This is a genomic window from Rhizobium sp. WYCCWR10014, assembly GCF_001657485.1.
Classification (GTDB): Bacteria; Pseudomonadota; Alphaproteobacteria; order Rhizobiales; family Rhizobiaceae; genus Rhizobium.
The window spans coordinates 367,886-394,844 of sequence record NZ_LXFU01000051.1 but is presented as its reverse complement, the minus strand read 5'-3'; the positions used below and the strand labels follow the sequence as shown (position 1 = coordinate 394,844).

At 60.8% G+C, this 26,959-nt stretch carries 24 protein-coding genes and 1 pseudogene; 12 read left to right on the top strand and 13 right to left on the bottom strand.

Annotated elements, in window-relative coordinates; translation table 11 throughout:
• Positions 1 to 25: 25 nt before the first annotated feature.
• Positions 26 to 1,744 (top strand): adenylate/guanylate cyclase domain-containing protein, encoded by a 1,719-nt coding sequence (locus A6U98_RS31815; protein WP_064655184.1) that lies wholly within the window; start codon positions 26 to 28, stop codon positions 1,742 to 1,744.
• Positions 1,744 to 2,622 (top strand): FkbM family methyltransferase, encoded by an 879-nt coding sequence (locus A6U98_RS31810; protein WP_064655183.1) that lies wholly within the window; start codon positions 1,744 to 1,746, stop codon positions 2,620 to 2,622. The genes A6U98_RS31815 and A6U98_RS31810 overlap by 1 nt, the downstream gene beginning before the upstream one ends.
• 302 nt (positions 2,623 to 2,924) lie before the next feature.
• Here the strand turns inward: A6U98_RS31810 and A6U98_RS31805 are convergent, their stop codons facing one another.
• The 8 genes from A6U98_RS31805 to A6U98_RS31770 all read right to left on the bottom strand — a co-directional run bounded on the left by A6U98_RS31805 (position 2,925) and on the right by A6U98_RS31770 (position 10,073).
• Complete coding sequence (locus tag A6U98_RS31805) at positions 2,925 to 3,251, bottom strand: hypothetical protein (protein ID WP_064655181.1); 327 nt, start codon at positions 3,249 to 3,251, stop codon at positions 2,925 to 2,927.
• 111 nt (positions 3,252 to 3,362) lie between these two features.
• Positions 3,363 to 4,262, bottom strand: a complete 900-nt coding sequence (locus tag A6U98_RS31800) for an RDD family protein (protein ID WP_064655179.1) — start codon at positions 4,260 to 4,262, stop codon at positions 3,363 to 3,365.
• Positions 4,259 to 5,335, bottom strand: a complete 1,077-nt coding sequence (locus tag A6U98_RS31795; protein WP_064655177.1) for a stage II sporulation protein M — start codon at positions 5,333 to 5,335, stop codon at positions 4,259 to 4,261. The genes A6U98_RS31800 and A6U98_RS31795 overlap by 4 nt, the downstream gene beginning before the upstream one ends.
• Positions 5,335 to 6,654: a DUF58 domain-containing protein gene (locus A6U98_RS31790; protein WP_064655174.1), complete on the bottom strand. Its 1,320-nt coding sequence runs from the start codon at positions 6,652 to 6,654 to the stop codon at positions 5,335 to 5,337. The genes A6U98_RS31795 and A6U98_RS31790 overlap by 1 nt, the downstream gene beginning before the upstream one ends.
• Positions 6,655 to 7,611, bottom strand: coding sequence for a MoxR family ATPase (locus tag A6U98_RS31785; protein WP_064655171.1), 957 nt, complete (start codon positions 7,609 to 7,611; stop codon positions 6,655 to 6,657).
• On the bottom strand, positions 7,598 to 8,872 hold the full coding sequence (locus A6U98_RS31780; RefSeq protein WP_064655169.1) for a hypothetical protein: 1,275 nt from the start codon (positions 8,870 to 8,872) through the stop codon (positions 7,598 to 7,600). Before A6U98_RS31780 ends, A6U98_RS31785 begins: the two co-directional genes overlap by 14 nt.
• Positions 8,865 to 9,620, bottom strand: coding sequence for a hypothetical protein (locus A6U98_RS31775; RefSeq protein ID WP_064655167.1), 756 nt, complete (start codon positions 9,618 to 9,620; stop codon positions 8,865 to 8,867). The genes A6U98_RS31780 and A6U98_RS31775 overlap by 8 nt, the downstream gene beginning before the upstream one ends.
• Positions 9,621 to 9,623: 3 nt before the next feature.
• Positions 9,624 to 10,073 carry a DUF805 domain-containing protein gene (locus A6U98_RS31770; protein ID WP_017991897.1) on the bottom strand — a complete coding sequence of 150 codons (450 nt, stop codon included), beginning with the start codon at positions 10,071 to 10,073 and terminating at the stop codon, positions 9,624 to 9,626.
• Positions 10,074 to 10,408: 335 nt separating this feature from the next.
• Here A6U98_RS31770 and A6U98_RS31765 point away from each other — a divergent pair, with 335 nt between their 5' ends.
• Together A6U98_RS31765 and A6U98_RS31760 are read left to right on the top strand one after the other, a co-directional pair.
• Complete coding sequence (locus tag A6U98_RS31765) at positions 10,409 to 10,822, top strand: MbcA/ParS/Xre antitoxin family protein (RefSeq protein ID WP_064655165.1); 414 nt, start codon at positions 10,409 to 10,411, stop codon at positions 10,820 to 10,822.
• Positions 10,816 to 11,514 carry an RES family NAD+ phosphorylase gene (locus A6U98_RS31760; protein WP_064655163.1) on the top strand — a complete coding sequence of 233 codons (699 nt, stop codon included), beginning with the start codon at positions 10,816 to 10,818 and terminating at the stop codon, positions 11,512 to 11,514. The genes A6U98_RS31765 and A6U98_RS31760 overlap by 7 nt, the downstream gene beginning before the upstream one ends.
• Before the next feature lie 169 nt (positions 11,515 to 11,683).
• On the opposite strand, the gene A6U98_RS31755 is transcribed toward A6U98_RS31760, so the two are convergent.
• Entirely contained in the window at positions 11,684 to 12,589 is a 906-nt protein-coding gene (locus A6U98_RS31755; RefSeq protein ID WP_064655162.1) for an NAD(P)/FAD-dependent oxidoreductase, read from the bottom strand.
• A gap of 131 nt (positions 12,590 to 12,720) precedes the next feature.
• Between A6U98_RS31755 and A6U98_RS31750 the strand changes: the two genes are divergently transcribed.
• Both A6U98_RS31750 and A6U98_RS31745 read left to right on the top strand, forming a co-directional pair.
• A complete protein-coding gene (locus tag A6U98_RS31750; RefSeq protein ID WP_064655160.1) occupies positions 12,721 to 13,176 on the top strand; it encodes an Rrf2 family transcriptional regulator in 456 nt (151 codons plus the stop codon).
• Between the two features lie 342 nt (positions 13,177 to 13,518).
• Positions 13,519 to 15,309 (top strand): ABC transporter ATP-binding protein, encoded by a 1,791-nt coding sequence (locus A6U98_RS31745; RefSeq protein ID WP_064655158.1) that lies wholly within the window; start codon positions 13,519 to 13,521, stop codon positions 15,307 to 15,309.
• A gap of 67 nt (positions 15,310 to 15,376) precedes the next feature.
• On the opposite strand, the gene A6U98_RS31740 is transcribed toward A6U98_RS31745, so the two are convergent.
• Positions 15,377 to 15,856, bottom strand: a complete 480-nt coding sequence (locus A6U98_RS31740) for a class I SAM-dependent methyltransferase (protein WP_064655156.1) — start codon at positions 15,854 to 15,856, stop codon at positions 15,377 to 15,379.
• A gap of 173 nt (positions 15,857 to 16,029) precedes the next feature.
• On the opposite strand from A6U98_RS31740, the gene A6U98_RS31735 reads away from it, so the two are divergent.
• Positions 16,030 to 17,256, top strand: a complete 1,227-nt coding sequence (locus tag A6U98_RS31735) for a DUF3095 domain-containing protein (protein ID WP_064655154.1) — start codon at positions 16,030 to 16,032, stop codon at positions 17,254 to 17,256.
• Positions 17,257 to 17,327: 71 nt separating this feature from the next.
• Here A6U98_RS31735 and A6U98_RS31730 read toward each other — a convergent pair whose 3' ends face one another.
• The gene (locus A6U98_RS31730) at positions 17,328 to 17,702 is read right to left on the bottom strand and encodes a tudor domain-containing protein (RefSeq protein ID WP_064655152.1); all 375 of its coding nucleotides are present in this window, start codon (positions 17,700 to 17,702) and stop codon (positions 17,328 to 17,330) included.
• Positions 17,703 to 17,899: 197 nt separating this feature from the next.
• Positions 17,900 to 18,028: pseudogene (locus tag A6U98_RS36455) on the bottom strand (IS5/IS1182 family transposase); the annotation flags it as partial.
• 138 nt (positions 18,029 to 18,166) lie between these two features.
• Between A6U98_RS36455 and A6U98_RS31725 the strand changes: the two are divergent.
• The gene (locus tag A6U98_RS31725) at positions 18,167 to 18,757 is read left to right on the top strand and encodes a TetR/AcrR family transcriptional regulator (RefSeq protein WP_064655150.1); all 591 of its coding nucleotides are present in this window, start codon (positions 18,167 to 18,169) and stop codon (positions 18,755 to 18,757) included.
• Between the two features lie 113 nt (positions 18,758 to 18,870).
• A complete protein-coding gene (locus A6U98_RS31720) occupies positions 18,871 to 19,689 on the top strand; it encodes an alpha/beta hydrolase (protein ID WP_064655148.1) in 819 nt (272 codons plus the stop codon).
• Between the two features lie 197 nt (positions 19,690 to 19,886).
• Here the strand turns inward: A6U98_RS31720 and A6U98_RS31715 are convergent, their stop codons facing one another.
• Complete coding sequence (locus A6U98_RS31715; protein WP_064655146.1) at positions 19,887 to 21,224, bottom strand: nucleotide sugar dehydrogenase; 1,338 nt, start codon at positions 21,222 to 21,224, stop codon at positions 19,887 to 19,889.
• A gap of 439 nt (positions 21,225 to 21,663) precedes the next feature.
• On the opposite strand from A6U98_RS31715, the gene A6U98_RS31710 reads away from it, so the two are divergent.
• From A6U98_RS31710 to A6U98_RS31700, 3 genes are all read left to right on the top strand, one after another.
• The gene (locus tag A6U98_RS31710) at positions 21,664 to 23,007 is read left to right on the top strand and encodes an adenylate/guanylate cyclase domain-containing protein (RefSeq protein WP_064655144.1); all 1,344 of its coding nucleotides are present in this window, start codon (positions 21,664 to 21,666) and stop codon (positions 23,005 to 23,007) included.
• 154 nt (positions 23,008 to 23,161) lie between these two features.
• A complete protein-coding gene (locus tag A6U98_RS31705; protein WP_064655142.1) occupies positions 23,162 to 25,051 on the top strand; it encodes an ABC transporter ATP-binding protein in 1,890 nt (629 codons plus the stop codon).
• On the top strand, positions 25,051 to 26,958 hold the full coding sequence (locus A6U98_RS31700; RefSeq protein ID WP_064655139.1) for an ABC transporter substrate-binding protein: 1,908 nt from the start codon (positions 25,051 to 25,053) through the stop codon (positions 26,956 to 26,958). The genes A6U98_RS31705 and A6U98_RS31700 overlap by 1 nt, the downstream gene beginning before the upstream one ends.
• Position 26,959 lies beyond the last annotated feature (1 nt).

The following is a 26,959-nucleotide window of genomic DNA, read 5'->3' as shown; positions in this document are numbered from 1 at the left end:
GTTACATCGACAAGAACGGGAATGAATGACGACTGTCTCGGCCACAGGGATTTTTTCGGAACGGACGATCAGAAGGGCGAGGCTCGGTTCCGGCCTCGTCATTTTCATCTTCGTCGTGCTGCATTTGTCGAACCATGCGATTGGCCTGATTTCCGTCGCCGCCGCCGATAAGGCCGCCCACCTCTTCCTGGCGATCTGGCGCAATCCTTTGGGGACCGCCATCTTCTATTCGTCGGTCCTCATCCATATCGCGCTGGTGCTTCGCGCCATCTACATGCGCCGCAGCCTGGTCATGCCGAAGGGGGAAATGGCGCAGATCGTGCTCGGCCTGATGATCCCGCTGCTGCTTATGGATCATGTCATCGGCACGCGCATCGCCCACGAGTTCTACGGCTACATCGATGATTACGAGACGGTCGTCAGTTCGCTGTGGATCCGGAATCCGGCAAACGGCGCGCGGCAGGCGCTCGCCGTCGTCGCCGTCTGGATCCACGGCTGCATCGGCATCCATTTCTGGCTGCGCTATCGGTCCTGGTACCCGGACTTCGCACCGCTGATGCTGGCGCTCGCCATCCTCGTGCCGGTGCTCGCGCTGCTCGGCTTCGTCGAAATGGGCCGGACGCTCGCCGACCCTTCCTACCAGCAGTCAATGACGGTCAGCGCTTACAAGGAGGGCGTCAACACCCGTTACGCCTCGAACCCGGAGGTTCACCGTCAGGTCGCCATGATCCGTGCCGGGCTCTACGGCGCCTTCTCGGCCTCGCTGCTCATCGTCGTCGTCGCCCGCGCCCGGCGCAAGCTGAAGGAGCGGCTTGACCAGGTCGCCGTGAATTATCCGGGCGGCGAGGTGATCCGTGTGCCACGCGGATTCTCGGTGCTGGAAGCAAGCCGGCTCGGCGGTCTGCCGCATTATGCCGTCTGCGGCGGCAAGGGCCAGTGCTCCACCTGCCGCGTCCAGATCCTCGGCGATTACGAAAGCCTGCCTGCCCCCGACAAGATGGAACAGACGACGCTGAAGCGCATCAATGCCGGCCCGGATGTCCGCCTCGCCTGCCAGCTTCGTCCGAACCGCGACGTTGCCGTCGCGCCGCTTCTCGTGCCGGCGATCGAGGCAGCACTTCCCGCCAACAGCCAGGAGACGAGCCCCGGGCGCGAGCGCGAGATCGCCGTGCTCTTCGTCGATATCCGCCATTTCACCACGCTGACGGAAACCCGCCTGCCCTTCGATGTCGTCTTCCTGCTGAACCGCTATTTCGCCATCATCGGCAAGGCCGTGGAGCAGTCGGGCGGGCGGCTCGACAAGTTCATCGGCGACGGCGCCATGGCGCTCTTCGGGCTCAACACCGCGCCGGAGGAAGCCTGCCGCCAGGCGCTCAACGCGGCAGCAGTGATCGTCGCCGAGATCGAGAAACTCGCCGCCGAGCTCGCCGACGAACTGGCGCTGCCGCTGCGCATCGCGATCGGCATTCACACCGGCCCGGCCGTCGTCGGCACGATGGGATACGGCCGGGTGCGCAGCATGACGGCGATCGGCGATACCGTGAACGTCGCGAGCCGGTTGGAAAGCGCTGCAAAGGAATTCGAGGCGGCGATCGTCATCTCCGAGCCGGTGGCCAACCTTTCCGGTGCTGATCTTTCCGGCATCGAAAGCCGCGAAATCAGTGTGCGCGGCCGGGCCCTGCCCTTGAAAGTCTACGTCATTCCGAGAGAGAAAGCGGCAGAGCCGCTCGAAGGAAAAGCCTGATGCCCGGCAAGCCCTGGCTGACCGCCAAATATTGGAGCCGCCGGCTGCGCAAGGCGCGCAATGCCGCCGCTTCGCGCTTCTTCGACACGCGCTTCGGCCGCCGTCTGCTGATCGAGAATATCGGCCCACGCGTCGTCTCGATGACGGTCGACGCCGGCGACCATCTGATGACGTTCTCGCCCGCCGACTATATCGGCCGCAAGGTCTTCCGGAAGGGCCATTTCGAGCGCGAGGCCGTCGACCGGCTGATCGTCATCCTGCGCGAGCGCGGTCTGCTCCGGAAGGACGCGACGCTGCTCGAGATCGGCGGCAATATCGGCACCCAGACGGTCTATTTCGCCCTCAGCGATACTTACGCCCAGATCGTCAGTGTCGAGCCCGATCCACGCAATTTCCCGCTGCTTCAACTTAACATCCGCCAGAACCGGCTGGAGGAAAAAGTCCGGCTCGTCCATTGCGCCGCCGGCGAGCACGAAGGCGAGATCGACTTTTTCCTCAACCTCAACAATCACGGCAAGAGCAGCGCCATCCGCCAGAGCCCGAGCGACAGGAAGATCAGCGTGCCGGTGAAGCCGGTCTCCGAGATCCTTGCCGGACTTTCGGTCGACCCGGCCGCAATCGGCCTCGTCTGGATGGATATCGAAGGCTACGAGCCGGTCGCCTGCCGATCGATGCAGCCGCTGCTTGCCCGCCGCGTACCGCTCCACATGGAGTTCACGCCGCTGTTCTACGGCCCGGAAGGAACGAAAGCCTTCATCTCCACGCTGTCCGGCTTCTACGACGACTGCCTCGTCCTCTTCGAGGACCGCGAGGTGGAGATGAAGGTCCGTGAGCTGCCAGGGGAGTTCGATCAGTACAATGTGCTGTTTTTGCCGTAGGGGGTGTCCTTGGGCCCTGTGGCCCGCTCATCCGCCTGCCGGCACCTTCTCCCCGCGGGGGAGAAGAGAATTGTGGCAACGCCCCGCTTCAACGTCTGCCGTGGAAAAAAGCGGCAGCGGTTTTACTCCCTCTTCTCCCCAACGGGGAGAAAGTGGCCCGCAGGGTCGGATGAGGGGGCCACACGGCACGCCTTTCAGAGCGACGCATTCCGGCGTCGGCGTTCATCACCAGCGCATGGCTGACGCCGGGGCGCCGACCACCTTGTTCGTCGCCGCCATCGATGCCACCCACGAAGTCGGCATCATTGCCACCACTTGGCCCTTTCAAGCAGGACTTTCCGCATCACTTTGTGGTTGTCGGGAACCCGAATCTCAATGGTTTTACTTTTGTTTCCTTTTATTTCCTCTTTACAAACTTCCAACATCGCCGGAAGCAATGGCTCCCGAAGATCCAGCATTCCAAGAGCGGTTGCAGCCCTCATTGCCGATGCTGGCGTCATGTTGAAACCGCATGCCGATTTGGTGATAGCCCGAAAGGAGTTTGCTGTTGCGGCTGTGCGATCGTCGGCCTGAGCGTGACCTGTGGCAGAAAGTATAAGCGCGACCGCGCCTAAGATAAGAAGCTTCATTATATCATCCCTGAATTACAATCTCTGGACACAATACAAATTCCCGAATTTCCGCAGTCAATGGGCTGCAGTTCAAAACCACGGTTCTTTCACAGTTCGATCGGTAGCCCCTCAAGCAAGCTTCTTCGCCTCCGTCCGCACATGCTCATGATACTTGTTCTCCCGCAGCGTGCCGAAAAGCTTCAAGCTTTCCAGATGCTCGCGCTGGGCGCGATAGAACTCGTTCAGGAAAACCAGCTCCCTGCCCGGCTTCACGGTGTCTTCGTACCGGATCCTCCGGGTAATGGTGCGCACGATCTGTTCGATCTCTTTGTGGTTGGGCGTCTTCGTCGAGCCGCGAAGCACGTCCTCCAGCGTCTGCAACTCATATTTGCCGTAGATATCGAGATGTTCGGCCAAGAATTCGAATTCCGCCTGCGTCGATGCGGCGGCAGGAGCAGACAGCGCGAGGTCGGCGAGCAGCACGGAGCGCGGAGTGTCGACCACCAAGGTGCCGGCGATGATGTCGCCAAGCCTTTGCCGGCGTCGGTTGGTGAAGGGGACGACGACCACCACCAGCAGCCAGAGGCTCGTCAGACCGTTTTCCCAGGCAGACTGCGTGCCGACCGAAGCCAAAAGGCCCATGGGGGCGAAAATCTCCACCTGTTTCATCAGGTTGCGCGCGGTCACCTGGTGCGGCGTCAGCCGCCGTCCGTCCACATTGATGACGCGGATGCCCGTTATTCTTTTTCCGAGCGTGCGTCCGTTCCAGATGAGTTCCGAGAGGATGTAATAGGGGATCTGCACCAAAAAGCCGAGCAGCACCATGAGCATCGCCTCCGCCGTCATGGGCAGAACGCCTGTGAAGATGATGGCGGTGGCACAGATGAATATGATGATTGTGGTGAAGACGATGTCGAGGAATTGCGCGCCGAAACGGGTTCCGAGCGAGGCAATGGCGAAGGTGATCGGGACGCCCTCCGGCGGGATGAACTGCTCGACGCGCTTGCCGTCCTTGTCTGTCCGGTTCATCGCACCGCCTCACGCGACGCTTTGCTTTCGCGACCTCCAAGCACCAGCCATCCCACCCAGCAGACGCCCATCCCCCAGCCGATGATGAGACGCCAGGTCGGATCCTGGATCAGTTGGCGCAGGAAGCCTTCGATGAAGGCTGCCGCGACAAGCATCAGCCCTGCGAGGATGGCGAGCTTGACGGCATCATGCGCCTGGTGGCGCAAAGCTTCCTTTCGTGTTCTGGCACCTGGAAGGAGAACGGCAAGTCCGAGCCTTGCCCCACCCGCGCAGGCAATGGCGATGGCCGCAAGCTCGGTCACGCCGTGGATCGAGAGCCAGGCGAAGACGTCGTAGCCCAGCCCTCTGCGATAAAACATCGCGAAGAACGCGCCGAGGATCAGACCATTGTAAAAGGTCAGGATGAAGCTCGGCACCGACACGAACACACCAAGGGTGAAGATCAGGATGACGATGGTCGTGTTGTGGGAAAAGAGAAAGGCGGAAAATGCGGCCAGCCGGTCGCTGTCATGCCCTTCATCGCCATAGATGGTCGAACGGAGGTAGTCGGTCGAGGCATCAGGCGTACGCTGGTCGGCCATCTCCGGCGGCACCAAGGTATAGAACCAGCTCGGATCGTTGGCGCAGAGCCTGTATCCGGCAGCCGCCCCCAGAATGAGCGCCAGGAAGCCGATGAACAAAGGTAGGGCCGAGCGACGCACGGCCTGGGGAATGCCGTGCGACAGCAGGCGCCTCATCAGGCCGCCCAGGCTTTCCTGCGGGGCGTAGACGACGAGATAGGCCCGGGCGCAGAGGCTTTCCAGATAGGCAATCAGGGCGCGATCGAGAGAAATATCGCGCGCCACGCTCAGCGAGTTCATCGCCTGCCTGTAGCCGCTGGCGAGATTGCGGACCTCATCATAGCCGAGCGCGGCTGCGCCCCCTTTCTCGGCACGCGTCACGAGTTTGTCCAGTTGACGCCAGTGTGCCTCGCGCTCCAGCCGGAAGCGGGCCGAACGAAGCGTATCGTTCTGGACGGTGCCGACATTGACTGTCGCGCCCTTATCCATCCTGCCGTCGATACCGATATCCATCATATCATGTCACGGGATTTGATTTCGATGTAACGCGCAATGAGATCCGAAGTCAGTGCCTCCGGCGTGCTATCGAGGCAAAGCACGCCGAGACGCGCCAGCTTTTCCATGACGGCGCGCCTTTCGTGAAGGATCTGGCGTGCCGCAACCGAGCGAGCGACGGCATCGAGCGTCGTTTCCTCGGGTTCGATGAGCTTTCCCAGCATCGGATCGCGCAAGGCGACATAGACGACGAAGTGATGCCGGGCGAGCACCTGTATGTTCTCGATCATCAGCTCCGCCGTGATGGTGTCGACGAAATCGGAGAATATCACAACCAGCGAACGTCGCTTCAGGCGTCCCGACAGGTGGGTCAGTCCCAGCGTATGGTTGGTCTCCTGGGTTTCGTAGCGCAGCCCGGCGCACACCGTCTGCAGCCGCGGAAAGGCCGCTCGGCCGGGCAAGGCCGGCACGAACAGACGCGGACGGCTGTCGAAGCTGTAGAAGCCGACGAGATCGCCGGCAAGGCCTGCACCCCAGCACATGGCGAGCGCCGCATTGATGGCGCGATCGAGCTTCGTGAAGCCGGCAAGCTGTTCGCCCATCAGCCGCCCGGAATCGACGCAGAGGATGATCTGGTGGTTTCGTTCGGCCCGCATCTCGCGCACGACGAGACTACGCATGCGCGCCGACCGCTTCCAATCGATGCTGCGCGGATCCATGCCGCTAGCAAATTCCCGCAGCTGGTGGAATTCCGATCCCTCGCCACGCAACCGCAAATCCTTCTGGCCGGCCTCCAACGGCAGGATCTGGGTCTTGATCGCTCCCGTCAGCACCGGCGATATGTCGGGCTGGACAGCGATCTCTTTGCCGACGGGCATCTTCGCGATGATCTCGAGCAGCTTCAATCGCGATGGCCACTTCAGCCACAGCTCGTTGACCGCGTACCGTCCCCGCCGGGTCAGACGAAGGTCCATAGAGGCCTTGACCTCTCCTTCTCCGGCACCCGATGCAGGGTTGAGCCATCTGATTTCGTCGACGATAAGCTCGGGAGCGAGATCGAGCCGGATTTCGATTTTCCGGGACAGCGCGCCCTTCTGCGGCCGGATACCGACCGCAAACGCGGGGGTGTGGCCGACAAAGCCCTGCGGCGGCAAATCGAAATCGACCGTCATCCTGCCCGCCAGGTTGGAGATGACCAGATCGGCGACGGTCAGGGCTGCAAGCGCAAGCCACATGAGGAGCAAGAAGTAGCTCATGTCGCGCCACCACACGCTGGTGAAGACCGTCACCGCGGCGGAAATCAGAACGAGCGCGATCAGAGTGGAGGATGGCCGCATCTAACGGGGCGCATCCACGCGGTTCATGATATTGCGCAGCACCTCGTCCGGCGTGCGCCCATCAATTTCCGCCGAGGGCGAAAGCACGATGCGATGGCGCAAGGCGGGCACCAGCAACGCCTGGACATCGTCCGGCAAGCCGTAATCCCTTCCCTCGAAAGCCGCGCGCACGCGCACTGCCGATGCAACAGCGTCGGCTGCGCGGGTCGACGCACCGTAGAGAATGTCGGGATCGGAGCGCGTGGCGCGCACCAGATCGACGATGTAGGTCAGGATCGTGTTGTCCAGATGGATCGCATCGATCAGCGCCCGCCCTTCGGCGAGTGCGGCACTCGTGACAAGCGGGCGGATGCCGGCATTGCGCAGGTCTGATTTCAGCGCCTGCGTCGCGTGTTTGGAGAGGATGGCAATTTCCGTATCGCGGCTGGGAAAATCGACGACAAGCTTGAACAGGAAGCGATCGAGCTGTGCTTCGGGCAAAGGATAGGTGCCCTGCTGCTCGATCGGGTTTTGCGTGGCAAGCACGAAGAAGTCCGGCCCCAGGGAATAATCGGTTCCATCAAGCGTGACCATTCGCTCGTTCATCGCCTGCAGCAAAGCCGATTGCGTCTTCGGGGGCGCGCGATTGATCTCATCGGCGAGAAGAATGTCGGTAAAGACCGGGCCCTTGGTCAGGTGGAACTGATTGGTCTGGAAATTGAAGAGATTGACGCCCAGAACGTCGCCGGGCATCAGGTCTGGCGTGAACTGGATGCGACGATATTGCAGCGCCATGGCGGCGGAGACCGACCGGGCAAGCAGGGTTTTGGCCGTGCCGGGCGGACCTTCGACCAGGCAATGCCCGCCGGCAAAGATCGAGATCAGGACGAGATCGATGATCGCATCCTGACCCTGCACCGCTTTGCCGATTTCGCCACGAACCGCAGCGATAAGATTGCGAAATTCACCTAGATCCAAGGTCAGTGCTCCCCAGCGATTTTCTAAAAATTTCGAGATTGCGGTGCAGATCCGCCCGCGTCATCCGATGTCCACGATCGATCAGCGCCTGCGCTGACGAATGCAATGCCTTCGCCGCCGCCTGATCGCGGCGCGCCAGGCGTTGAAACAGCCGCTCTATGCCCGCCTCGTTTCCGGCTCCGGGGCCGAAGACCAGTTGCGCCTTGTCCGCAAGCAGATGGAGCACGAACTGTCCGGTCATCCGGCCATCATTGCCCGAAAGGCGCAGCAGACGCGCCGTCGCATCGATCGCGGCGGTCTTCGACAGCTCGATGTTTCCGGATGTCTCGTTCAAGGCAGGCCCGAAGCGATAGGCGCCGCGCCAGAAACAAATCGCGGCGACGACAAACAGCACTCCCCAGATGACGGACAGCGGATAAGCGAAAAACCGCTTGAAATCCGAGGCAGAGCGCTCGTAGGTCCGGCCCTCATCCGCCGGTTTCTTGCTATCCAGGGGCAGGCCGGCCGTATCCAGATAGACTGGCCGCTTCTCGCCCGCGCCACGCAGCAGCGTGACGAGCGACACGGCAAAGGAGGCGTTATCGGCCAGAGCCAGTCCGTGATTGTTCAATAGGTCCGGATCCGATAGCAAATAGACGTTGGGGTCGTCCTCGCCGTGCAGGAGCAGCGCGCCCGACGGCGTGCCCACGAGTTCCTCCCAGCCGCTCGGGAGGCTCGACCGTTCGAAGGTTTGTGCCTGATAGAGGGCGATCTTGAACGGCTGGCCCGGTTTCAGCTGCGGTTGTGCCTCTTCAAAATCGGTGCTGCTGCGGGCGAAGCCAAAATCTGAATAACCGATCTTGTCGAGTTCGGCGCCGATATCGGCGAGATCGGCCAGTCCGGATTTGCCGGCAACACCATCCGTTGCCACGCTGCCGCGCCATTTCGGCAAAACGATCAGCGTCGGCAGCGCATAGCGGTTTGATTCCCGGATCGGGCTTTCCGGGCCTGCGTCATCCGCTTCCTCGTTTGCCTGAGGTGCGACAGCCTCGGCTTGGCGTATCGACAGGGGAATGATGCGCAGCGAGATTTCCGAACGCGCCCGAGCGACATGAGGGTCGGATCGGACGACAGGGATACCCTTGGCTTGCAGCCACGTTTCCAACCCCTTGTTGCCAAGCGGCGAGCGGTCGAAATCGCTGCCGCGCGAAAGCGCAAAGACTGCCAGCGCCGCCACCGCAAGCAGCAGCCCCAGCAACAGAAGAGGCCCCGAATTACGCATTGGCCACTCTGCCTGATGACAGTAAGCCGCGCGCCGTCGTCAGAAGGACGCCGAAATGGCTTTCCGCAAGCGTGCGGCCGCCGTAATGAACGAGTTCCACTGCCGTCAGAAAATTTTCAAGCCGGTCGCGTTCTGGCATATTGCTCGGTAGACGGGCGAAAACGGCCCGTTCCGTATCCGAGCGGAAAAGCCTTGTTCCCGTCACATCCGCCGCGTGAAGCAGGCAATGTCTGAGCAGCAGGACAAGCGCCTGCCTGCGATCCGCCATGGCGGCAATGCGTTGCAGGAAGTCGCTCGGCTTTTCCTCGGCCTCGGCTGCTGAGGTGCGCCAGCTTTCCGGCGCCTCCCCCTGCCGCTTGATGTCGCGTGGGGCCGATGAAAGCAAGACGCCACCGTTGCCGAAGCGTATCCACAAGCCGATGACCACGATGAGACCGACAAGCACGATAGCAACCGCGAGAGGACCGTTGACGACCGGCTCCCGTGGGCTCATCAACGGCTTGCGTTGTGGCGACGATTTTGTCGTATTCGATGCCGGTTCGACCTTTGCAGAGGGGTCGCCATAGACGAGCGTGCAGCGCAATCCGTTCTGCTGGCACTGCGCGGCATATTCGGCTCCGACGGCGCTCGTTTGATGATCACCGACCCCAATCTGCTGACTGTCATTTCCCTGCGCCTGCGCAGGTGAAAACTGAGCCGAGGCGGCGAGCGACAAAGCCGCCAGCAGGCCGAGGTTGCGGATGGCCATGCTCTAGGCGAAGACCTCTGCTCTCACTTCGGGGCGCAGAGGATCGGGCCCGAACTTGTTCGGACCCTCCATGCCCCTGAGCACGCAAATCACCAACATCGCAAGGCCTCCAATGAAACCGACGGCGGGAATCATGTTCAGGATGAACAGCGCGAGATACCACCAAGCGGAAATGTTGCGATCATGGAAGCGGCGAACCTGAAGAGATATCTGCGGCAAAAACATTGCAAGCGCGAACAATCCACCGACGGCCCCGAAAGCGAATAACACTGACGAAGGTCCATCATCCTGAATATCTGAAAAGGCACCGGCCAAACTGGCCACGATTAGAAGTGCGATCAGCACAAGCACATAGAACAGCTGAAACCACCAGAACTCCGAGCGGGAGGCCCTGCCGGAAAAGGTTGCATATTTCTGCGTTAGAACAGTCCGAACGGCTTCAGTAAACCCCATTTCAATGCCCCCATTTATGCTGATGCAAGCGCGGTGATCCCCGGTGTCACTATCCTCTTGCTCGCAGTCATTTCAGATGAAAAACAGCTACAATTCAAACGTAGAAATTGCAATAAGTCGGTTGCATCGGCTCATTATTTTAAAAGCAATGATTAACGCGTTGAGATTTTCACACGCGCCGCATTCACAACCAGCCTCTTGAGGCCATGAGATGAAGCGAACGCTTGAGCGTTCGACCACCCTTTTTACTGTCCATGTGATGCAGTCGTTGGAGGAGAATTGTATTTGCCAATTGGCAGCAATATGCTATCTTTATGCCAGAAAGAGAGCATACCATGCAGCTTCAACCCATTGCTTCGACTCCCTTTAACAGAACATCGGCTGAAATCACCGATACGGAAGCAGGGGCGCTCGCCCGCACGACGGTAAACCTCTTCAACGCCTGGAAGCTCACGGAGGCCCAGGCCTGCACCTTGCTCGGAGGTTTGTCGGCCCGCACATGGGCACGGTGGAAAGAAGGCAAGGTGGGACGTGTCGATCGGGACCTGAAAATGCGGATGGCTCATCTGATGGGTATCCACAAGGGGGTGCGACATCTGTTTAAGGACCCATCAAGGGGATATGAGTGGATCAAAGCACCCAATACGGCCTTTGGCGGCAAGTCGGCGCTGGACGTGATGCTTCAGGGCGAGCTTTCTGACCTTGCCGTGATGCGTGAATGGCTCGATGCGGAGCGGAGCGCTTGGTAAGCGGCCTTGCGGTCCGCTCCCACGTACAGTGGCCTAAAACCTACCGCATCATTAGATCGATCCATCCGCCAATCGATTTGTTCGAGGACATCGCCGACCCCCGCGACTGGGAGGCCCTTGTGGCCGTCGAGGCGAAAACGAATCCGCGCATTCGATTTGAGGTGGGCGATCTTGGAAAGGTGCCCGCCAACCGTCGCGTTTCGGGCACCGGCGCTAGTTATATAATGGCCCCATTCGTCCATTGCTCAACGGGGCGGCCGGGACGCTTCACGGACGGAAGCTATGGTATCTACTATGCAGGCGACAGTGAAGAAGTCGCTGTCGCCGAAACGATACATCATCATCAGAAATTCATGAGCTCAACGCCCCAGCGTCCGGGGTGGACATCGGACTTTCGTGTCCTGGTGGGCAGCGTGGACCGAGGACTAGACGACGTGAACGCGGTGCCTGGCGCCCTGCATCCGGACGATTGCACCGCTTCCCAGATTGAGGGACGCGAACTTCGTGCAGCGGGAAGCGACGGTCTCTTGTGGAACAGCGTTCGAATGCCCGGTCAACGTTGCATCGGCATTTTCTGGCCGGACGCCATAACCATTCCTGTCCAAGGGCGCCATTACTGCTATCACTGGAACGGCATGCGGGTGGATTTCGTGCGTCAGTACGACACCGGGGCCGTACTGGCGGTAACTTAACCGGTGGCCGTGGCGATTGCTCCATATTGCCGGATCTGTGTGTTTGAGCGGTAATCAAGGGGGTTCCGCGCCAGGCAATGCTTAAAGCGGTGAGATTTTCAGTTCGACGAAGCGATGGGACCTGACCTGCTGGGGGGAACTTTCACCCGCTTGACGTGCTGTTTCCGCCTTATGCGACCGACTGCAGGACAAGCGATTGATGGCAATGCACGCCGGCGAGCACGCCCGAGGCGGAGGCGAGCGTGGCATTGTGCATGGCACTTGCCGCATCGCCGGCGGCAAAGACACCCTTGACGGTGGTTTCCTTGTTATCGGCGATGCGGATGATTGGCCCGAAGGGGCCGTCGTCGAAGGCACAGCCGATCTGTTCGGCAACCGGGCTCGACATCGTTGTTTTCGGCGCGACGAAGACGGCATCGAGCGGCACAACGCGGCCATCGGCGAGGCGAACGGCCTCAAGCTTCGGACTGTCGCCCAGCAATTCCACGATAGGGCTGCGTTCGATCCGGACACCACGGGCAGCCAGCTTCGCCAACTGCTCTTCATCGGGCTCGAACAGCGCTTGAGTGAAAAAGGTCGTTGTTCCCCAGTCCGGGATCATCATGGCCGAATGGGCCGAATGCGGATGGTTTGCGAGAACGCCGAGATTGCCGCCACTGACCTCGAAACCGTGGCAATAGGGGCAGTGCAGCGCGGAGCGGCCCCATCGCTCCTGCAAGCCAGGGATTTCGGGCAGCGTGTCGCTGACGCCGGTTGCCAGCACGATGCGCGCGGCTCGTTCCTCGCCGCCGTCTTCGGTGCCGACGATGAACGCATCACCATCGCTGTGGGCCCGGACGACTTTCCCCTCGCGGATGGTGATGGTCGGATAAAGCGAAAGCTGCCGTTTTCCCTCCTCCATGATCGCCGCCGGCGTCTGGCCATCCTGGCCGAGGAAGCCATGCGAGTCTTCAGAAAAGCGATTGCGCGGCGCGCCGGCATCGACGAGCAGAACGCGACGCCGTGCCCTGGCCAGCTGCATGGCTGCCGAAAGGCCGGCAAAGTTTCCGCCGATGACAATGGCTTCGAACGACATGGAACTCTCCCTTGATATGAAACTCATGACTCAACATAAGTTACATGAGATGACGCCGTCAAGCATCATGTTACTTGTCTTGTTACGATCTGCTTGCGATAATGACCCGTCCGTTCGACAGGAAGAGAACCATGCGCAATGACAGCCGCCTTTCACGCATGCTGCACGTGCTGATCCACATGGATAAGCACCAGCATTCGGCGACCTCCGACATGATCGCGAAAATGCTGAACACCAATCCCGTCGTCGTCCGCCGCACCATGGCGGGTCTTCGCGAACAGGGCTACGTCCGCTCCGAAAAAGGCCATGGCGGCGGCTGGACGCTGGTACGTCCGCTGTCCGAGATCACCCTGCTCGACGTCTACAACGCCATCGGCGAACCGCATCTCTTCGCCATTGGCCCGGCCGACGACCAGCCGCAATGCCTCGTGGAACAGGCGGTGAATGTCGCTCTCGGCGACGCGATGAAGGAGGCCCAGGCCCTGCTCCTGCGGCGGCTGGACAGCGTGACGCTGGACAAAATCGCGGCCGACTTCGAGGCGAAACGGGCCACGCGCCCGGCCACATCCTATTCCTGCGCCTCCTGAGCGGCCGCAAGCTACAAGGTGTGTCGTTTCCGCATCACTTTCCGTTAGGTTGCAAATATCCGCTTGGCAATGGCGAAATGCTTCGGTACAAAACGCTCACCGCTTTAGTTCGAACATAAGGGAGGCGTTGCATGACACCAGCAATCATCGAAACCTTCCCGTGCGGAATGTCCCGACGCTAGGTCATTTCCATTCGCGGCCCGCCTTAAGCGCGCCCGACATGCGGTTTTCCCTTAATTCATAGCCCGATTGATCTGACGGGATCATTTCGTCTCCTGCTTGGGCTGTGCCATCCAACTCTCTATTGAGGACCGGTCGCCGACACGGCGCCGAGCGATTAAAATGACTCGCAAGAAGCTCGATTTCCGCGCCGATGCCTATCGCCATGTGCTCGGCTTTGTTTTCCATCATTGGCGACATCGGCCTGTATTGGTGGGCGGCATCATCGTGCTGGTCATTGCCAGCACACTGGCCGAAGTCATGGTGCCGGTGTTTTCCGGCCAGATCGTCGATGCCATTGCCGGCGGCAACGGGGCTGACCGGGCGCTGCGCGCCTTCGTCATCGTCGTGGCACTCGGCCTGACCAGCGTGGCGCTGCGCTGGTTCATCTTCAACGGCATCATCCGGCTGACGCTGCGCACCATGGCGGATGTGACGAATAACGGTTTCCACAAGGTGCAGCGGTTTTCGACCGACTGGCACGCCAACAGCTTTGCCGGTTCGACGGTGCGCAAGATCACCCGCGGCATGTGGGCGCTCGACCAGCTCAACGACTTGCTGCTGGTCGCCCTTTTGCCGTCCATCGTCATGCTGGTCGGCGCCAGCATCGTGCTCGGCAGCTACTGGCCGATCATGGGCCTGATCGTGGCTGCGGGCTCGCTGATCTATATCGGCGTGACGGTGGCGCTTTCCATGGGCTTCGTGTCGCCGGCGGCACGACTTGCCAATGCCTGGGACACCAAGCTTGGCGGCGCGCTGGCGGATGCCATCAGCTGCAATTCCGTGGTCAAGGCCTTCGGCGCCGAAGGCCGCGAAGAGGTGCGCCTGGGCCACGTGATGGCCAGATGGGACAGCCGCACGCGGCGGACATGGAAGCGCGGCACATTGAGCGGCACGATCCAGGGTTTCCTGATGGTTTCGATGCAGGCAGGCATTCTCGGAACGGGCCTGATCATGTGGCGGCAGGGGCTGGCGACGCCTGGCGACATCACCTTCGTGCTGGCCATGTTCTTCGTTCTGCAGGGCTATCTGCGCAATGTCGGCCAGGACATCCGCAATCTGCAGCGTGCCGTCAACGACATGGAAGAACTGGTGCTGCTCGACAAGATGCCGCTCGGCATCGAGGACAGGCCGAACGCCACGCCGATCGAGATTGGCGAGGGCGAGATCGTCTTCGATCGCATCACCTTCCAGTATGGCGCGCACCCCACTCCGCTTTATGAGGACTTTTCGGTCACCATCAAGCCGGGTGAGCGCGTCGGCCTGGTCGGACATTCGGGTTCCGGCAAGACGACCTTCGTCAAGCTCATCCAGCGCCTCTATGACGTCAACTCGGGCGAAATCCGCATCGACGGACAGGATATCGCAGCGGTCAAGCAATCAAGCCTGCGCGGCCAAATCGCCATCGTGCAGCAGGAGCCCATCCTGTTCCACCGCACACTGGCGGAAAACATCGCCTATAGCCGGCCGAACGCCTCGCGGCGCGAGATCGAGCAGGCGGCGAAACAGGCGAGTGCCCACGACTTCATCATGGACCTGCCCAAGGGCTATGAGACGATGGTGGGGGAGCGCGGCGTCAAGCTGTCGGGCGGCGAGCGGCAGCGTGTCGCCATTGCCCGTGCCTTCCTGGCGGATGCGCCGGTGCTGATCCTGGACGAGGCGACATCAAGCCTCGACAGCGAGAGCGAGGTGCAGATCCAGCAGGCCATGGAACGCCTGATGAACGGCCGCACGACGCTGGTGATCGCCCACCGGCTGTCCACGGTGCGGGCGCTGGACCGGTTGCTGGTTTTCGACAAGGGAAAGATCGTCGAGGAAGGCGATCACCAGGCGCTGATCAGGCTCAATAACGGTATCTATCGCCGACTGTTCGAACGGCAGGCGCTGGAACTGACCAAGGGTCTGGTGGCGTGACCGAAACACGACAGCGCCGCGCGTCTTTTCGAGAGCCGCGGCGCTGTCGCACTTTCAATTGCTGATGCTACGTCCTGCGATACAGGAAATAACGGCCTTCCTTGATGCCTTCTGGCAGAGGCAGCGCCATGAGCTCGGGATGCTCCAGCGGCAGCCCGCTGACGGCGATGCCGTTATGGGCGAGCACGCCGGCCATCAGCTGCGGCAGCCAGGTCAGCGTCACCGCGTCGATCTCGTCATGGCCGGTGCCGATATCGGCATGGGCAAGGGCCGCGCCGATGCCGACGAAGGCTTGGCCGGACTCGCGGATATTGCCGGTCACCATGTCTTGCGCCTCTGGTGTCGAGGCCGAATAGGAACGGACTTCCCAGTCGAAAGCGACGATGCGCCGCCCGGGAAAGTTCTCGCGCAGGTGATCATAGGTGCGGCCGTTGCCGAGGCCGAACTCCAGCACCGGGCCTGGCGTTTCCCCCACCAGGTCGATGATCGAGTTCAAAATGTCGCGTTGGGCCGTCAACCGGCGTATGAAGCTGTCGAGGCGGCTCATCTAATCTATATCCGTCATGAAATCGTCGGCGGTCCTGGAGCAATTCCAGCAAAACTGCGAGGGCGGTTTTGCGTCCGGAATTGCGTAAAAACAAAAAGATAGGGCGTTTCAGTGCATCCGAAAAAGCCCGAAATGCTCTAACACATGAAACCTTGCCTAGTCGATTGCCGTAAATGGGAATTGGCGTTGCAGTGGCGACATGGGTCTGTGCTAAGCTGGACGATATGAAAACCGTGACCGACGAAGATTTCTTTGCCGAAGTGCCGCTCTTCAGCGAATTCGAGGGCGTGACCGACGCCGCCAACTACCGGCCGCTGCCTGATGGTTGGGTGCTGGCGCTCGCCGACATCGTCGGCTCGACGCCAGCGATCGCCGCCGGCCGTTACAAGGACGTCAACATGGCGGGCGCCAGCGTCATATCGGCGGTGTTGAATTCCGTCGGCAAGGGCGATTATCCCTTCGTCTTCGGCGGCGACGGCGCGCTGATCGCGCTTCCGGGCTCGCTGGAAAAGACAGCGCGCGATGCCCTTGCCGCCGTGCAGATCTGGGTCGAGGAGGATTTGGGCCTGACGCTGCGGATCGCCATCGTGCCGGTCGCCGACACCCGCGCCGAGGGCCTCGACGTCCGCGTCGCACGTTACTCCGTAAGCCCTTATGTCACCTATGCGATGTTTTGGGGCGGCGGCACCAGCTGGGCCGAAAGACAGATGAAGCTCGGCCGGTACGGCATTGAGCGCGCAGCCCCGGGAACGCGCCCGGATCTCACCGGCCTCTCCTGCCGCTGGAGCCCGATCGAGGCCAGGCACGGCGAGATCGTCTCGATTATCGCGGTTCCCGGCGAAGGCCGGCCGGGGCAGGAATTCCGGGACCTCGTCAGCGGCATCGTTGCCATCACCACCGAGCAGAACCGGGACAGCCACCCGGTGCCGGCGGATGGTCCGAACCTTGCCTTCTCGCTGCATGGCATCAACCGTGAAGCCAAGGCCACCGCGCCGGCTGGCCGGCGATTGCGCCAGAAGCTCATCATCTTCCTGCAGCTCGCCATCACGGTCGTGTGCTACAAGGTTGGCATTCCACTCGGCCGCTTCGACGCCCGCCGCTACAAGCGCGACGTCGCCGGCAATTCCGATTTTCGCAAGTTCGATGACGGGCTGAAGATGACGATCGACGTCGACGCCGAGCATCTGAAACGGATCGAGACGCTACTGGAAGCGGCACGCGCCAGGGGCATTGTCCGCTACGGCCTGCATCGGCAGGCCTCGGCGCTGATGACCTGCTTCGTGCCGACGCCGATCTCACGCGACCACATGCATTTCATCGACGGCGCGGCCGGCGGTTATGCGGTGGCCGCAAGCCGGATGACCGGCAAGATGCTTGCGACAGCGCCGCATCAAACCTGATCGTCCGACGAAGAATAAACCCGTCGCTTTGACGGCGACGGGCTGATCTCGCATTGGTTCAAGCAAGGACTTTATCGGGAACGGCAGCGACCGGTCCGTGTGGTTTCCTTGTCGCCATCATCGTAGGCGATACCGATCTTCTCGCCGCCAAGCGAGGTGATCTTGCCTGCATACCAATCGCCAGCACCCTTGTAGTTGCACTCGACCTTCATGCCGATGACCCAGTCATAAGGACGCACCTCGCTCAAGGAAACAGTTTCCTTATCGCCGTCATCATATCGGATCGTCACCTTGCCGCCCGAGGCACTGTCGATAACGCCGGGGAACCAATAACCGGCCCCCTTGTAGTTTCCGAGAACCCAGTCGCCTTTCGTCTGCGCTGTTGCGACAGAAGCGCAGGAACACATGACACCGATTGCGATAGCCGCGGCAACAAAACTCTTCAAGATAGTCCTCCCTCGGAACTCACCGAATCCGCCCCCGAAATGGTTGTGGCAAGTTCGCCAGCTTAAAGCGCAGGAATGAAGCCTGCCTTAACAACAAAAAGCTGGGCAGATTAAGTATAAGATGCGCAAAGGACGCTGCAGCACTTTGAATTGCTGCAGAATGTGTTGAATCGATTCCGACTGTTGACAAAGTATGGCAGCCATATTTTGACGGCGGCCAGGGCGAGGAATATCGAGAAGGATTGTCCGTTCTTGTCGTATTGGGTCGCGACGCGACGGAACTGTTTGAGGCGGTTGAACATCCGTTTGATGCGGTTTCGACCCCTGCACGCTCGGAAAGTCGCAACAGGCACAGCGCTGCGATGAAAAAATGTCGCGCATTCGTATTTTCAATTTGACAATTAATAGACGACTGGTCATATATAAACCATCGAAACACGAAACACCCACCATAAGATCAAATCATGCCCAGACCAGCCAATCCAGAAACCAGATCGCGCCTCCTGGAAAAGGGGGGAGACCTCGTCAGCACCCTCGGCTTCAATGCCACCGGCGTTCAGGAGATTACGGCGTCGGCTGGTGTGCCCAAGGGATCGTTCTATAATTATTTCGAAAGCAAGGAGGCATTCGCTGTCGAGTTACTGAACGAGTATTGGGATTCGGTGTTTGCTACCTACGGGCCGATTTTGACCGATCATGGCATGGCGCCGCTAGCGCGTGTCGCGGGCCATTTCGCGGGCTTGGTAGAGTTTCACGAGCGACGCCGTTACGCGGTTGGTTGCCTGATCGGGAATATGGCGATCGAGGTCACGCCGTCGAGCGAGCGGGTACGCATTAAGCTGGCGGCGATTTACCGCCAATGGGTAGCCTCGCTCACCGAATGCCTGCGTGAAGCCCAAGCCCAGGGTGAATTGCCGGCTGGAAGGGATACGGGACAGGTTGCCGCCGCCTTGATCGACGCGTTCGAAGGCGCGGTCACGCGTGCCAAGGTCGAACGCAACCGCTTGCCGTTCGACACTTTTGAGGGTTTCGTTTTGCCCGCCCTCGTGACCTGAATATTTTTGGCCAGTAAATAGACGACTGGTCGTGTATTTCACAAGTTTCTTGCTGGAACGCCGCGCCAGTGAGTGATGACGTCCAATCCGCGGCTAACATAAGGAACTGAACAATGCCTGCGATCACAACGAAAGACGGCGTAAACATCTTCTACAAGGACTGGGGAACAGGTCAGCCGATCGTTTTCAGCCACGGTTGGCCGCTCACTGCGGACGACTGGGATGCCCAGATGACATTCTTCCTTCATCACGGGTATCGGGTAATCGCCCACGACCGACGCGGTCACGGCCGGTCCGACCAGCCCAGCAACGGCAATGACATGGACCACTGGGTTGCAGACCTTGCGGCCCTGACGGAACACCTCGACCTGCGCGACGCGATCCACATCGGCCACTCGACAGGTGGTGGTGAGGTGGCTCGCTATGTCGCTCGCCACCAGGAACGCGTCGCCAAGGCGGTGCTGGTCGCCTCACTAACGCCGAACATGTATCGGAGCGAGGAAAACCCGACCGGTCAGCCGCCGGAGTGGTTCGAAGCGATCCGGGCAGGCGTGTTGGGCAACCGGTCTGAATTTTACCGTTTCGTCCCTGAGAATCCGTTCTACGGCTACAACCTCGATGGGGCCAAGCCCTCTGAAGCAGTCATTGCGAACTGGTGGCGCCAGGGGATGGCTGGTGGCGCTCTCGCTCACTACGCGACCGTCAACTCCTGGCTCGAAGACTACACCGAGGATCTCAAGAAGATCACCGTGCCGGTGCTGGTGATGCATGGCGAGGCCGATCAAGTCGTCCCGTTCGCAAGTTCCGTGCCGCGTGCGGTCGACTTGCTCAAGAATGGGTCGCTGAAAACTTATCCCGGCTACCCCCATGGCATGCTGACCACGCATGCGGATGTCCTCAACCCCGACTTGCTCTCGTTCATAAGGTCTTGATGTCACCTCTCATCCATCATCGCTTATAGAGAGACCGCCCAACGGTGGTCTCTCTTGCTGCTGCAGAATCCCAAGTGTCTTCATAAACGCACGCAATTACCTGACATAATTTCCGTACAGGATTCGATGTCAGGTTTCCGGTCGTTTTATGGACATTAAAGAGGGCGTCGTTGACGACAGGCCGTAAGGCGTTTCCGTCATGCCTTGATGACGTGATCAGCCGAAAGGCCGAGCCGGTTGAAGACGTTGCGCGTATCGATGATCAGCGGGGCACTATTTGCGAGCGTTGCATAATCCACCCTGTCGTGATCGGTCGCGACCAGCACCGCATCGTAGCCGGTAATGGCCTCCGGCGTCAGCACTACCGATTTGCGGCCCTTCAGCGCCTGGTATTCGCGCGTCGGCGGGATCTCGGCGACGAAGGGATCATGATAATCTGCGTGTCCGCCGCGCTCCTCGATGATCTCGATCAGCCGCAGCGACGGGCTCTCGCGGATATCGGCGACGTTCTTCTTATAGGCAAGCCCAAGCACCAGCACCCTGCTGCGGCTCAGCGCCTTGCCGGCGCGGATGTCGAGTGCTTCGGCAAGCTTGCCGACGACATAACGGGGCATTGCCGAATTGATCTCACCGGCGAGCTCGATGAAGCGGGTCGGCAGCTCGTATTCGCGCGATTTCCAGGTGAGGTAGAAGGGATCGATCGGGATGCAATGACCGCCAAGACCCGGGCCGGGATAGAAGGGCATGTAGCCGAAGGGCTTGGTCTTGGCCGCGTCGATCACTTCCCAAACGTCGATGCCCATGGCCGCATAGACGGTCTTCAGCTCGTTGACGAGGGCGATGTTGACCGAGCGGAAGATGTTTTCGGTGAGCTTCACGGCCTCGGCCGTCGCATTCGAAGAGACCGGAACGACGGACGATACCGCCGCACCATAGAAGGCCTTCATCAGCGCCAGCGCCTCGGGCCCATCGCCGGCGACGACCTTGGGAATCGTGGCTGTATGATAATGCTGGTTGCCGGGATCCTCGCGCTCCGGCGAGAAGCCGACGAAGAAGTCCAAGCCTGATTTCAGCCCGGTGCCTTCGAGAATGACCTTCACCACATCGTCGGTCGTGCCGGGATAGGTGGTCGATTCCAGCACGACGAGCTGACCGGGACGCAAATGCGCAGCGATCGAACGCGACGTCGCCTCGACGAAGGAAAGATCGGGATCGCGATGTTTGGTGAGCGGCGTCGGCACGCAGATGATGATGACGTCGCACTCGGCAAGGCCGGCGAAATCAGTCGTCGCCTTGAAGCGGCCCGCATCGATCTCGGCCGAAAGTGCCTTATCGCTCACCGCGTCGATATAGGAGCGGCGGGCATCGAGAGCCACCATCTTGCCCGGATCGATGTCGAAGCCGGTGACCGCAAAGCCGCTGCGCGCCACCGCCATCGCCAGCGGTAGGCCGACATAGCCGAGGCCGATGATGCCGGCGCGCGCCGTGCGGATTTCGATCTTCTGCAAAAGCGTATCGAAGGAGGAGCTGGCCAAGGCGGGATCTTTCAAACGGGAACAGAAGGCTGATCTAATGCATGATCCAGGCAAATTAAACCCGGGCTCCATCTCTGCGCTGTCGAGAGGAGCAAAAAACAGGACCGAGACCCCTTGCGATGCTTATCCGGGTGTGGCGGAAATGACTCAGGCCACGCCGTTTGCTGCAACTCCAGCGCACAAAAAAATGCTGATCCCATTGTTTCGCATTTGCAGCATCCCTATTTTGACTTTTGATAATGAACCACCGCGAAAGGACTACCCGTCCGATCCCGCCATGGGGAGCTGAGGGGCGCCGCTGCCGGGCTTTTGGCAGATCGTTGACACAATAATACCGCTCGTACATCCTGATTTCCTTGTGACCTGCACATCACAAATGTGCCGGCCGAGGGACGTTTGGCTCTTGGGGATGGCGTGCCTTATGAGGATCATACCGAGAATGAGCACGATCGAATCCAGCGTGTCCTCCATCCTGTTGGACAGGGTCGCTGAATGGCTGACGAACTCTTCGCTGGCCGGAGACGAGCTTGAAAACATCGTGCGCGGTTTCTGCGAAAGGCTCACTGCGGCGGGCCTGCCACTTGCGCGCGTTCATCTTTCCTTTTCGATGCTTCATCCGCTCTATGACGCGCTCAGCTTCACCTGGCGGCGCGCCAGTGGCGTCACCATCGAGGGCTTCCGCATGCCCGCCGGGCAGAAGCCGGACCGCTTCCTGCAAAGCCCCTATTATTACCTGCTCGACAATAATCTGCAGCACATCCGCCGCCGGCTGATACAGGAAGGGCCGAACGAATTTCCGATCTTCGAAGACCTGCGCAAGGACAGCATCACCGATTACCTGGCCTTCGTGCAGCCCTTCGGCGACGGCTCGGTGCAGGGCATGATGGGTTCCTGGTCGACGGACCATAATACCGGCTTTTCCGACGACATGATCGATGCGCTGCTCAGGATGCAGAACCATCTGGCGGTCGCCGCCAAGATGGCCGTGCTCGGCAAGCTCGCCAACAACATGCTGACCACCTATCTCGGCGGCGACGCCGGCAAGCGGGTGCTGAACGGCCAGATCCGCCGCGGCGACGGTGAGACGATCCGCGCGGCCCTCGTCATGGGCGACATGCGCGAATCCACCATGTATGCCGAAAAGGAAGGCCGGCAGGCCTATATCGACACGCTGAACCAGTTCTTCGACGCGATCGCCGCCCCGTTCAACCGCAATGGCGGCGAGATCCTGAGCTTCCTCGGCGACGGCTTCCTTGCAGTCTATCCTTGCGGACGCCACAAGGACCCATCGAAAATTGCCTGCGAGGCGGCTCTTTCGGCCGTCCATCAGGCACAGGCACGGGTGGCCGAACTCAACAGGGACCGCGAGCAGAAGGGCCTGAGCAGGATCGGCTACGGCATCGGCCTGCATGTCGGCAACGTCATGTTCGGCAATGTCGGCCTCAAGGACCGGCTGACCTTCTCCGCCTTCGGCTCGGCGGTCAACGAGGTGCAGCGTCTGCAGATCCTGACCAAGAAATACGGCCGCGAGGTCGTCGCCAGCCAGGCCTTCGCCGGCTATTGCGGCGGCGAATGGACGACGCTGGGCGAAGAGAAGCTGCGGGGCATCCGCCAGAAGGTGACCGTGCTGCAGCCGCGCGCGCCGGCACCGGCAATCAACGTCGACGAGAGCTTCCGCGAGGCCGTGCAGAACGGACTTTCAGAGGCCGAGCAGGTCATTCTCCTGCATCGCGACGCCAAGAATCAGGTCAAGCGCACCAGCATGGAGAAATTCATCCAGTAAGAGCTTACAACCCCTGTTATAATCTGCGCGTCTCGCCCGGGGAACTTCGGCGGGACATGCTGGTTTATCTATGATTGTCATCAGCTAGACACCCTGTTTGCGGTACGATAGTGTGCCTTAACGGGAACATAGAAGACTGGGGAATTTCATTGGTATGGCGTCTGCAGCGGATCTGTTGCGTATTGAAAATCTCGACGTCTCCTTTTCGGTTTTCGGTGACCGGCTACGCGTCGTAAAACAAGCCAATCTTCGCATTCTTCCAGGCAAGGTCACCGCTCTCGTCGGTGAATCCGGCTCGGGAAAATCGGTGATCAGCCAGTCGATCATGGGCATTCTGCCCAATCCGGCCAAGGCCTCGGGCAGCATCCTTTTCACCGATCCGCTCGACAACAGCACGACCGATATCCTGTCCTATCCGCGTGATAGCGAGGAAATGCGCGACCTGCGCGGCCGGCGCATGGCGACGATCTTCCAGGAGCCGATGACCTCGCTCTCGCCGCTGCATACGATCGGCAATCAGATCAGCGAAGTGCTGCTGATCCATACCAAAGCCGACAAGCAGGAGGCGCGCGAAAAGACCGAGGAGATGCTTGGCCTGGTCGGCTTCTCCAATCCACATCGCACCTACGACATGTATCCGTTCGAACTGTCGGGCGGCATGCGCCAGCGCGCGATGATCGCCATGGCGCTGATCTGCAAGCCGGCGCTGTTGATCGCCGATGAACCGACGACAGCGCTCGACGTGACGATCCAGGCGCAGATCCTGGAGCTGCTTCGCGAGCTGCAGGCCAAGCTCGGCATGGCGATGCTGCTCATCACCCACGATCTCGGCATCGTCGCCAACATGGCCGACGAGGTGGTCGTCATCTATCACGGCGAGATCATGGAAGCAGGACCGGTCGAGGATATCTTCCGCAATCCGCAGCATCCCTATCTCAAGGGCCTGATGGCCGCCGTTCCGCATTTCGACATGAAACCCGGCGAGCGGCTGAAAGCGTTGCGCGAGGTAACGGTCAATCTCGAGTCCCTGGTCGGCAAGAAGAAGCCGCTCCAGGCAGAGGCGCCGGGCATCCTGCTTTCCGTCGCCAATCTCTCGAAGACCTACAAGACGCGCAAGCGCAGTTTCTTCGGCAAGCACGAAGCCACCGTCCTGCGCGCCGTCGACGACGTCAGCTTCGACATCCGCCGCGGCGAATGTCTCGGCCTGGTGGGCGAGTCCGGTTGCGGCAAGACCACGCTCAGCAAGATCCTGATGCGCGCCATCACGCCGGACAGCGGCGCGGTGGTGTTCAACGACGGCAAGGAAGTCGTCGACGTGCTTGCCGTCAAAGGCTCGGAGCTGCAGGACATGCGGACCAAGATCCAGATGGTGTTCCAGGACCCGGTCTCCTCGCTCTCGCCGCGCATGACGGTGCGCAACATCCTGAGTGAACCGCTCGAGATCCATGACCGCGGCGACAGCGACGAGCGCAAGCGCAAGGTCGAAGGATTGATGGCGGCAATCGGCCTCGACAAGCGTTATCTCAGCCGCTATCCGCACAGTTTTTCCGGCGGCCAGCGCCAGCGCATCGGGATTGCCCGCGCACTTGCGCTCGGCCCCAAGCTCGTCATCCTCGACGAGCCGGTCTCGGCGCTCGACGTCTCCGTGCAGGCACAGATCCTAAACCTGTTGAAGGACCTGCAGAAGGAACTGGGGCTTACCTATCTGTTCATTTCGCACAATCTCGCCGTCGTCGATTACATGGCCGACCGGATCGCGGTGATGTGCAAGGGCCGCATCGTCGAGATTGCGCCGCGCGAAATCATCCTGCGTGATCCGGTGCACCCCTATACGAAATCGCTGCTCGCCGCCGTCCCCTTCCCCGATCTCGACCGGCCGCTCGATTTCAAGGCGCTCAGGGAAAACGGCGCCGCCGACAAGCAGAACTGGGGGGTGACCTTCACCGCCGAACATGACGACGCGTCCGAACTTGCCTATGCCGACCTCGGCGACGGTCATCTGGTGCGCGCCCGCAAAGGCGCCAATGCCAAGGAGTTGCGCTGATGGTGACGCGTCGCACGTTTCTCGGCGGCCTCGTCGGCGCAGCGATCGCGCCCGCGGTGCTTCGCGCCGGACAGGTCGGCGAGCCGGAATTTCTGAAGGAACGGCTGACATCGGGCAGCCTGCCGCCGATGGCCGATCGCATTCCCGTGCGCCCGCGCATCGTCAACCTGAAGGAGATGGGGCTCGAACCCGGTGCCTACGGCGGCACGGTGCGCACTATCATAGGCAGCCAGCGCGACATCCGCTTCATGACGATCTACGGCTATGCCCGCCTGATCGGCTACAACAAGCACCTGCAGTTCCAGCCGGACATCCTGGCCGGTTTCCAGTCCGAGGACGACACGGTCTTTACCTTCACGCTGCGCGAGGGCCATAAATGGTCCGATGGCCAGCCGTTCACGGCCGACGATTTCCGCTACTGGTGGGAAGACGTCATCCTGAACGACAAGCTGACGCCCGGCGGCGGCGCGCTGGAGCTTCGTCCGCACGGCAGCCTGCCGCGCTTCGAGGTGCTCGATCCGCTGACCGTGCGCTACACCTGGGAAAAACCCAACCCGATGTTCCTGCCGACATTGGCAGGCCCGCAGCCGCTCGTTATCTTCGGTCCCGGTCATTACCTCAAGCAGTTCCACAAGGAATTTCAGCCGGACCAGGCGAAGATGGACGAGCTGATGAAGACCTACCGCGTCAAGAAATGGCAGGATCTGCACATCAAGATGGCGCGCTCCTACCGTCCGGAAAATCCGAACCTGCCGACGCTCGATCCCTGGCGCAATACGACGCCGCTGCCGTCGGAGCAGTTCGTCTTCGAGCGCAACCCGTTCTTCCACCGCATCGACGAGACCGGCAGGCAGCTTCCCTATCTCGACCGTTTCATCCTCAACGTCTCCTCCTCCTCGATCATCGCCGCCAAGGCGGGTGCAGGTGAGGCCGACCTGCAGGTGACCGGCATCGATTTCAACGACTACACCTTCCTGAAGGAGGCAGAAAAGCGCTTCCCGGTGAAGGTCAATCTCTGGAAGCTCGCGCGCGGCTCGCGCATTACGCTGCTGCCGAACCTCAACTGCGCCGACGAGGTGTGGCGCGGCCTTTTCCGCGACGTGCGCCTGCGCCGGGCGCTGTCGCTGGCGATCGACCGGCACGAGATCAACATGGTCGCCTTCTACGGCCTCGGCACGCCAAGCGCCGATACGGTCCTGCCCGACAGCCCGCTCTTCAAGCAGGAATATGCCGACGCCTTCGTGAAGTTCGATCCCGACGAGGCCAACCGCCTGCTCGACGAACTCGGCTTGACCAAACGCGGCGACGACGGCATCCGGCTCCTGCCGGACGGGCGTCGCGCCGAGATCACCGTCGAGACCGCCGGCGAGAGCAATCTCGATACCGACGTGCTGGAACTGGTGCACGATCACTGGGCCAATATCGGCCTGGCGCTCTATACCCGCACCTCGCAGCGCGACGTGTTCCGCAACCGCGCCATGAGCGGTTCGATCATGATGTCGATCTGGTACGGCCTCGACAATGGCGTGCCGACGGCCGACATGTCGCCGGCCGGCCTTGCGCCGACGCTCGACGATCAGCTGCAATGGCCGCTCTGGGGCATGCATTACCTCTCCGCCGGCCAGGAGGGCGTCGCACCGGATCTGCCTGAGGCTGCGGAAATGGTCGAGCTGCTCAGCCAATGGGGCTCGACGGCGAAATTCGAGGAGCGCCAGGTGATCTGGCACAAGATGCTGGCGCTCTATACGCAGCAGGTCTTCTCGATCGGCCTCATCAACAGCACGCTGCAGCCGATCCTTCGCGCCGCCAAGCTGCAGAACCTGCCGGAGAAAGCGCTCTACGGCTTCGATCCAACCTCCTATCTCGGCGTCTACATGCCGGATGCATTCTGGTACAAGGAGGCCTGAG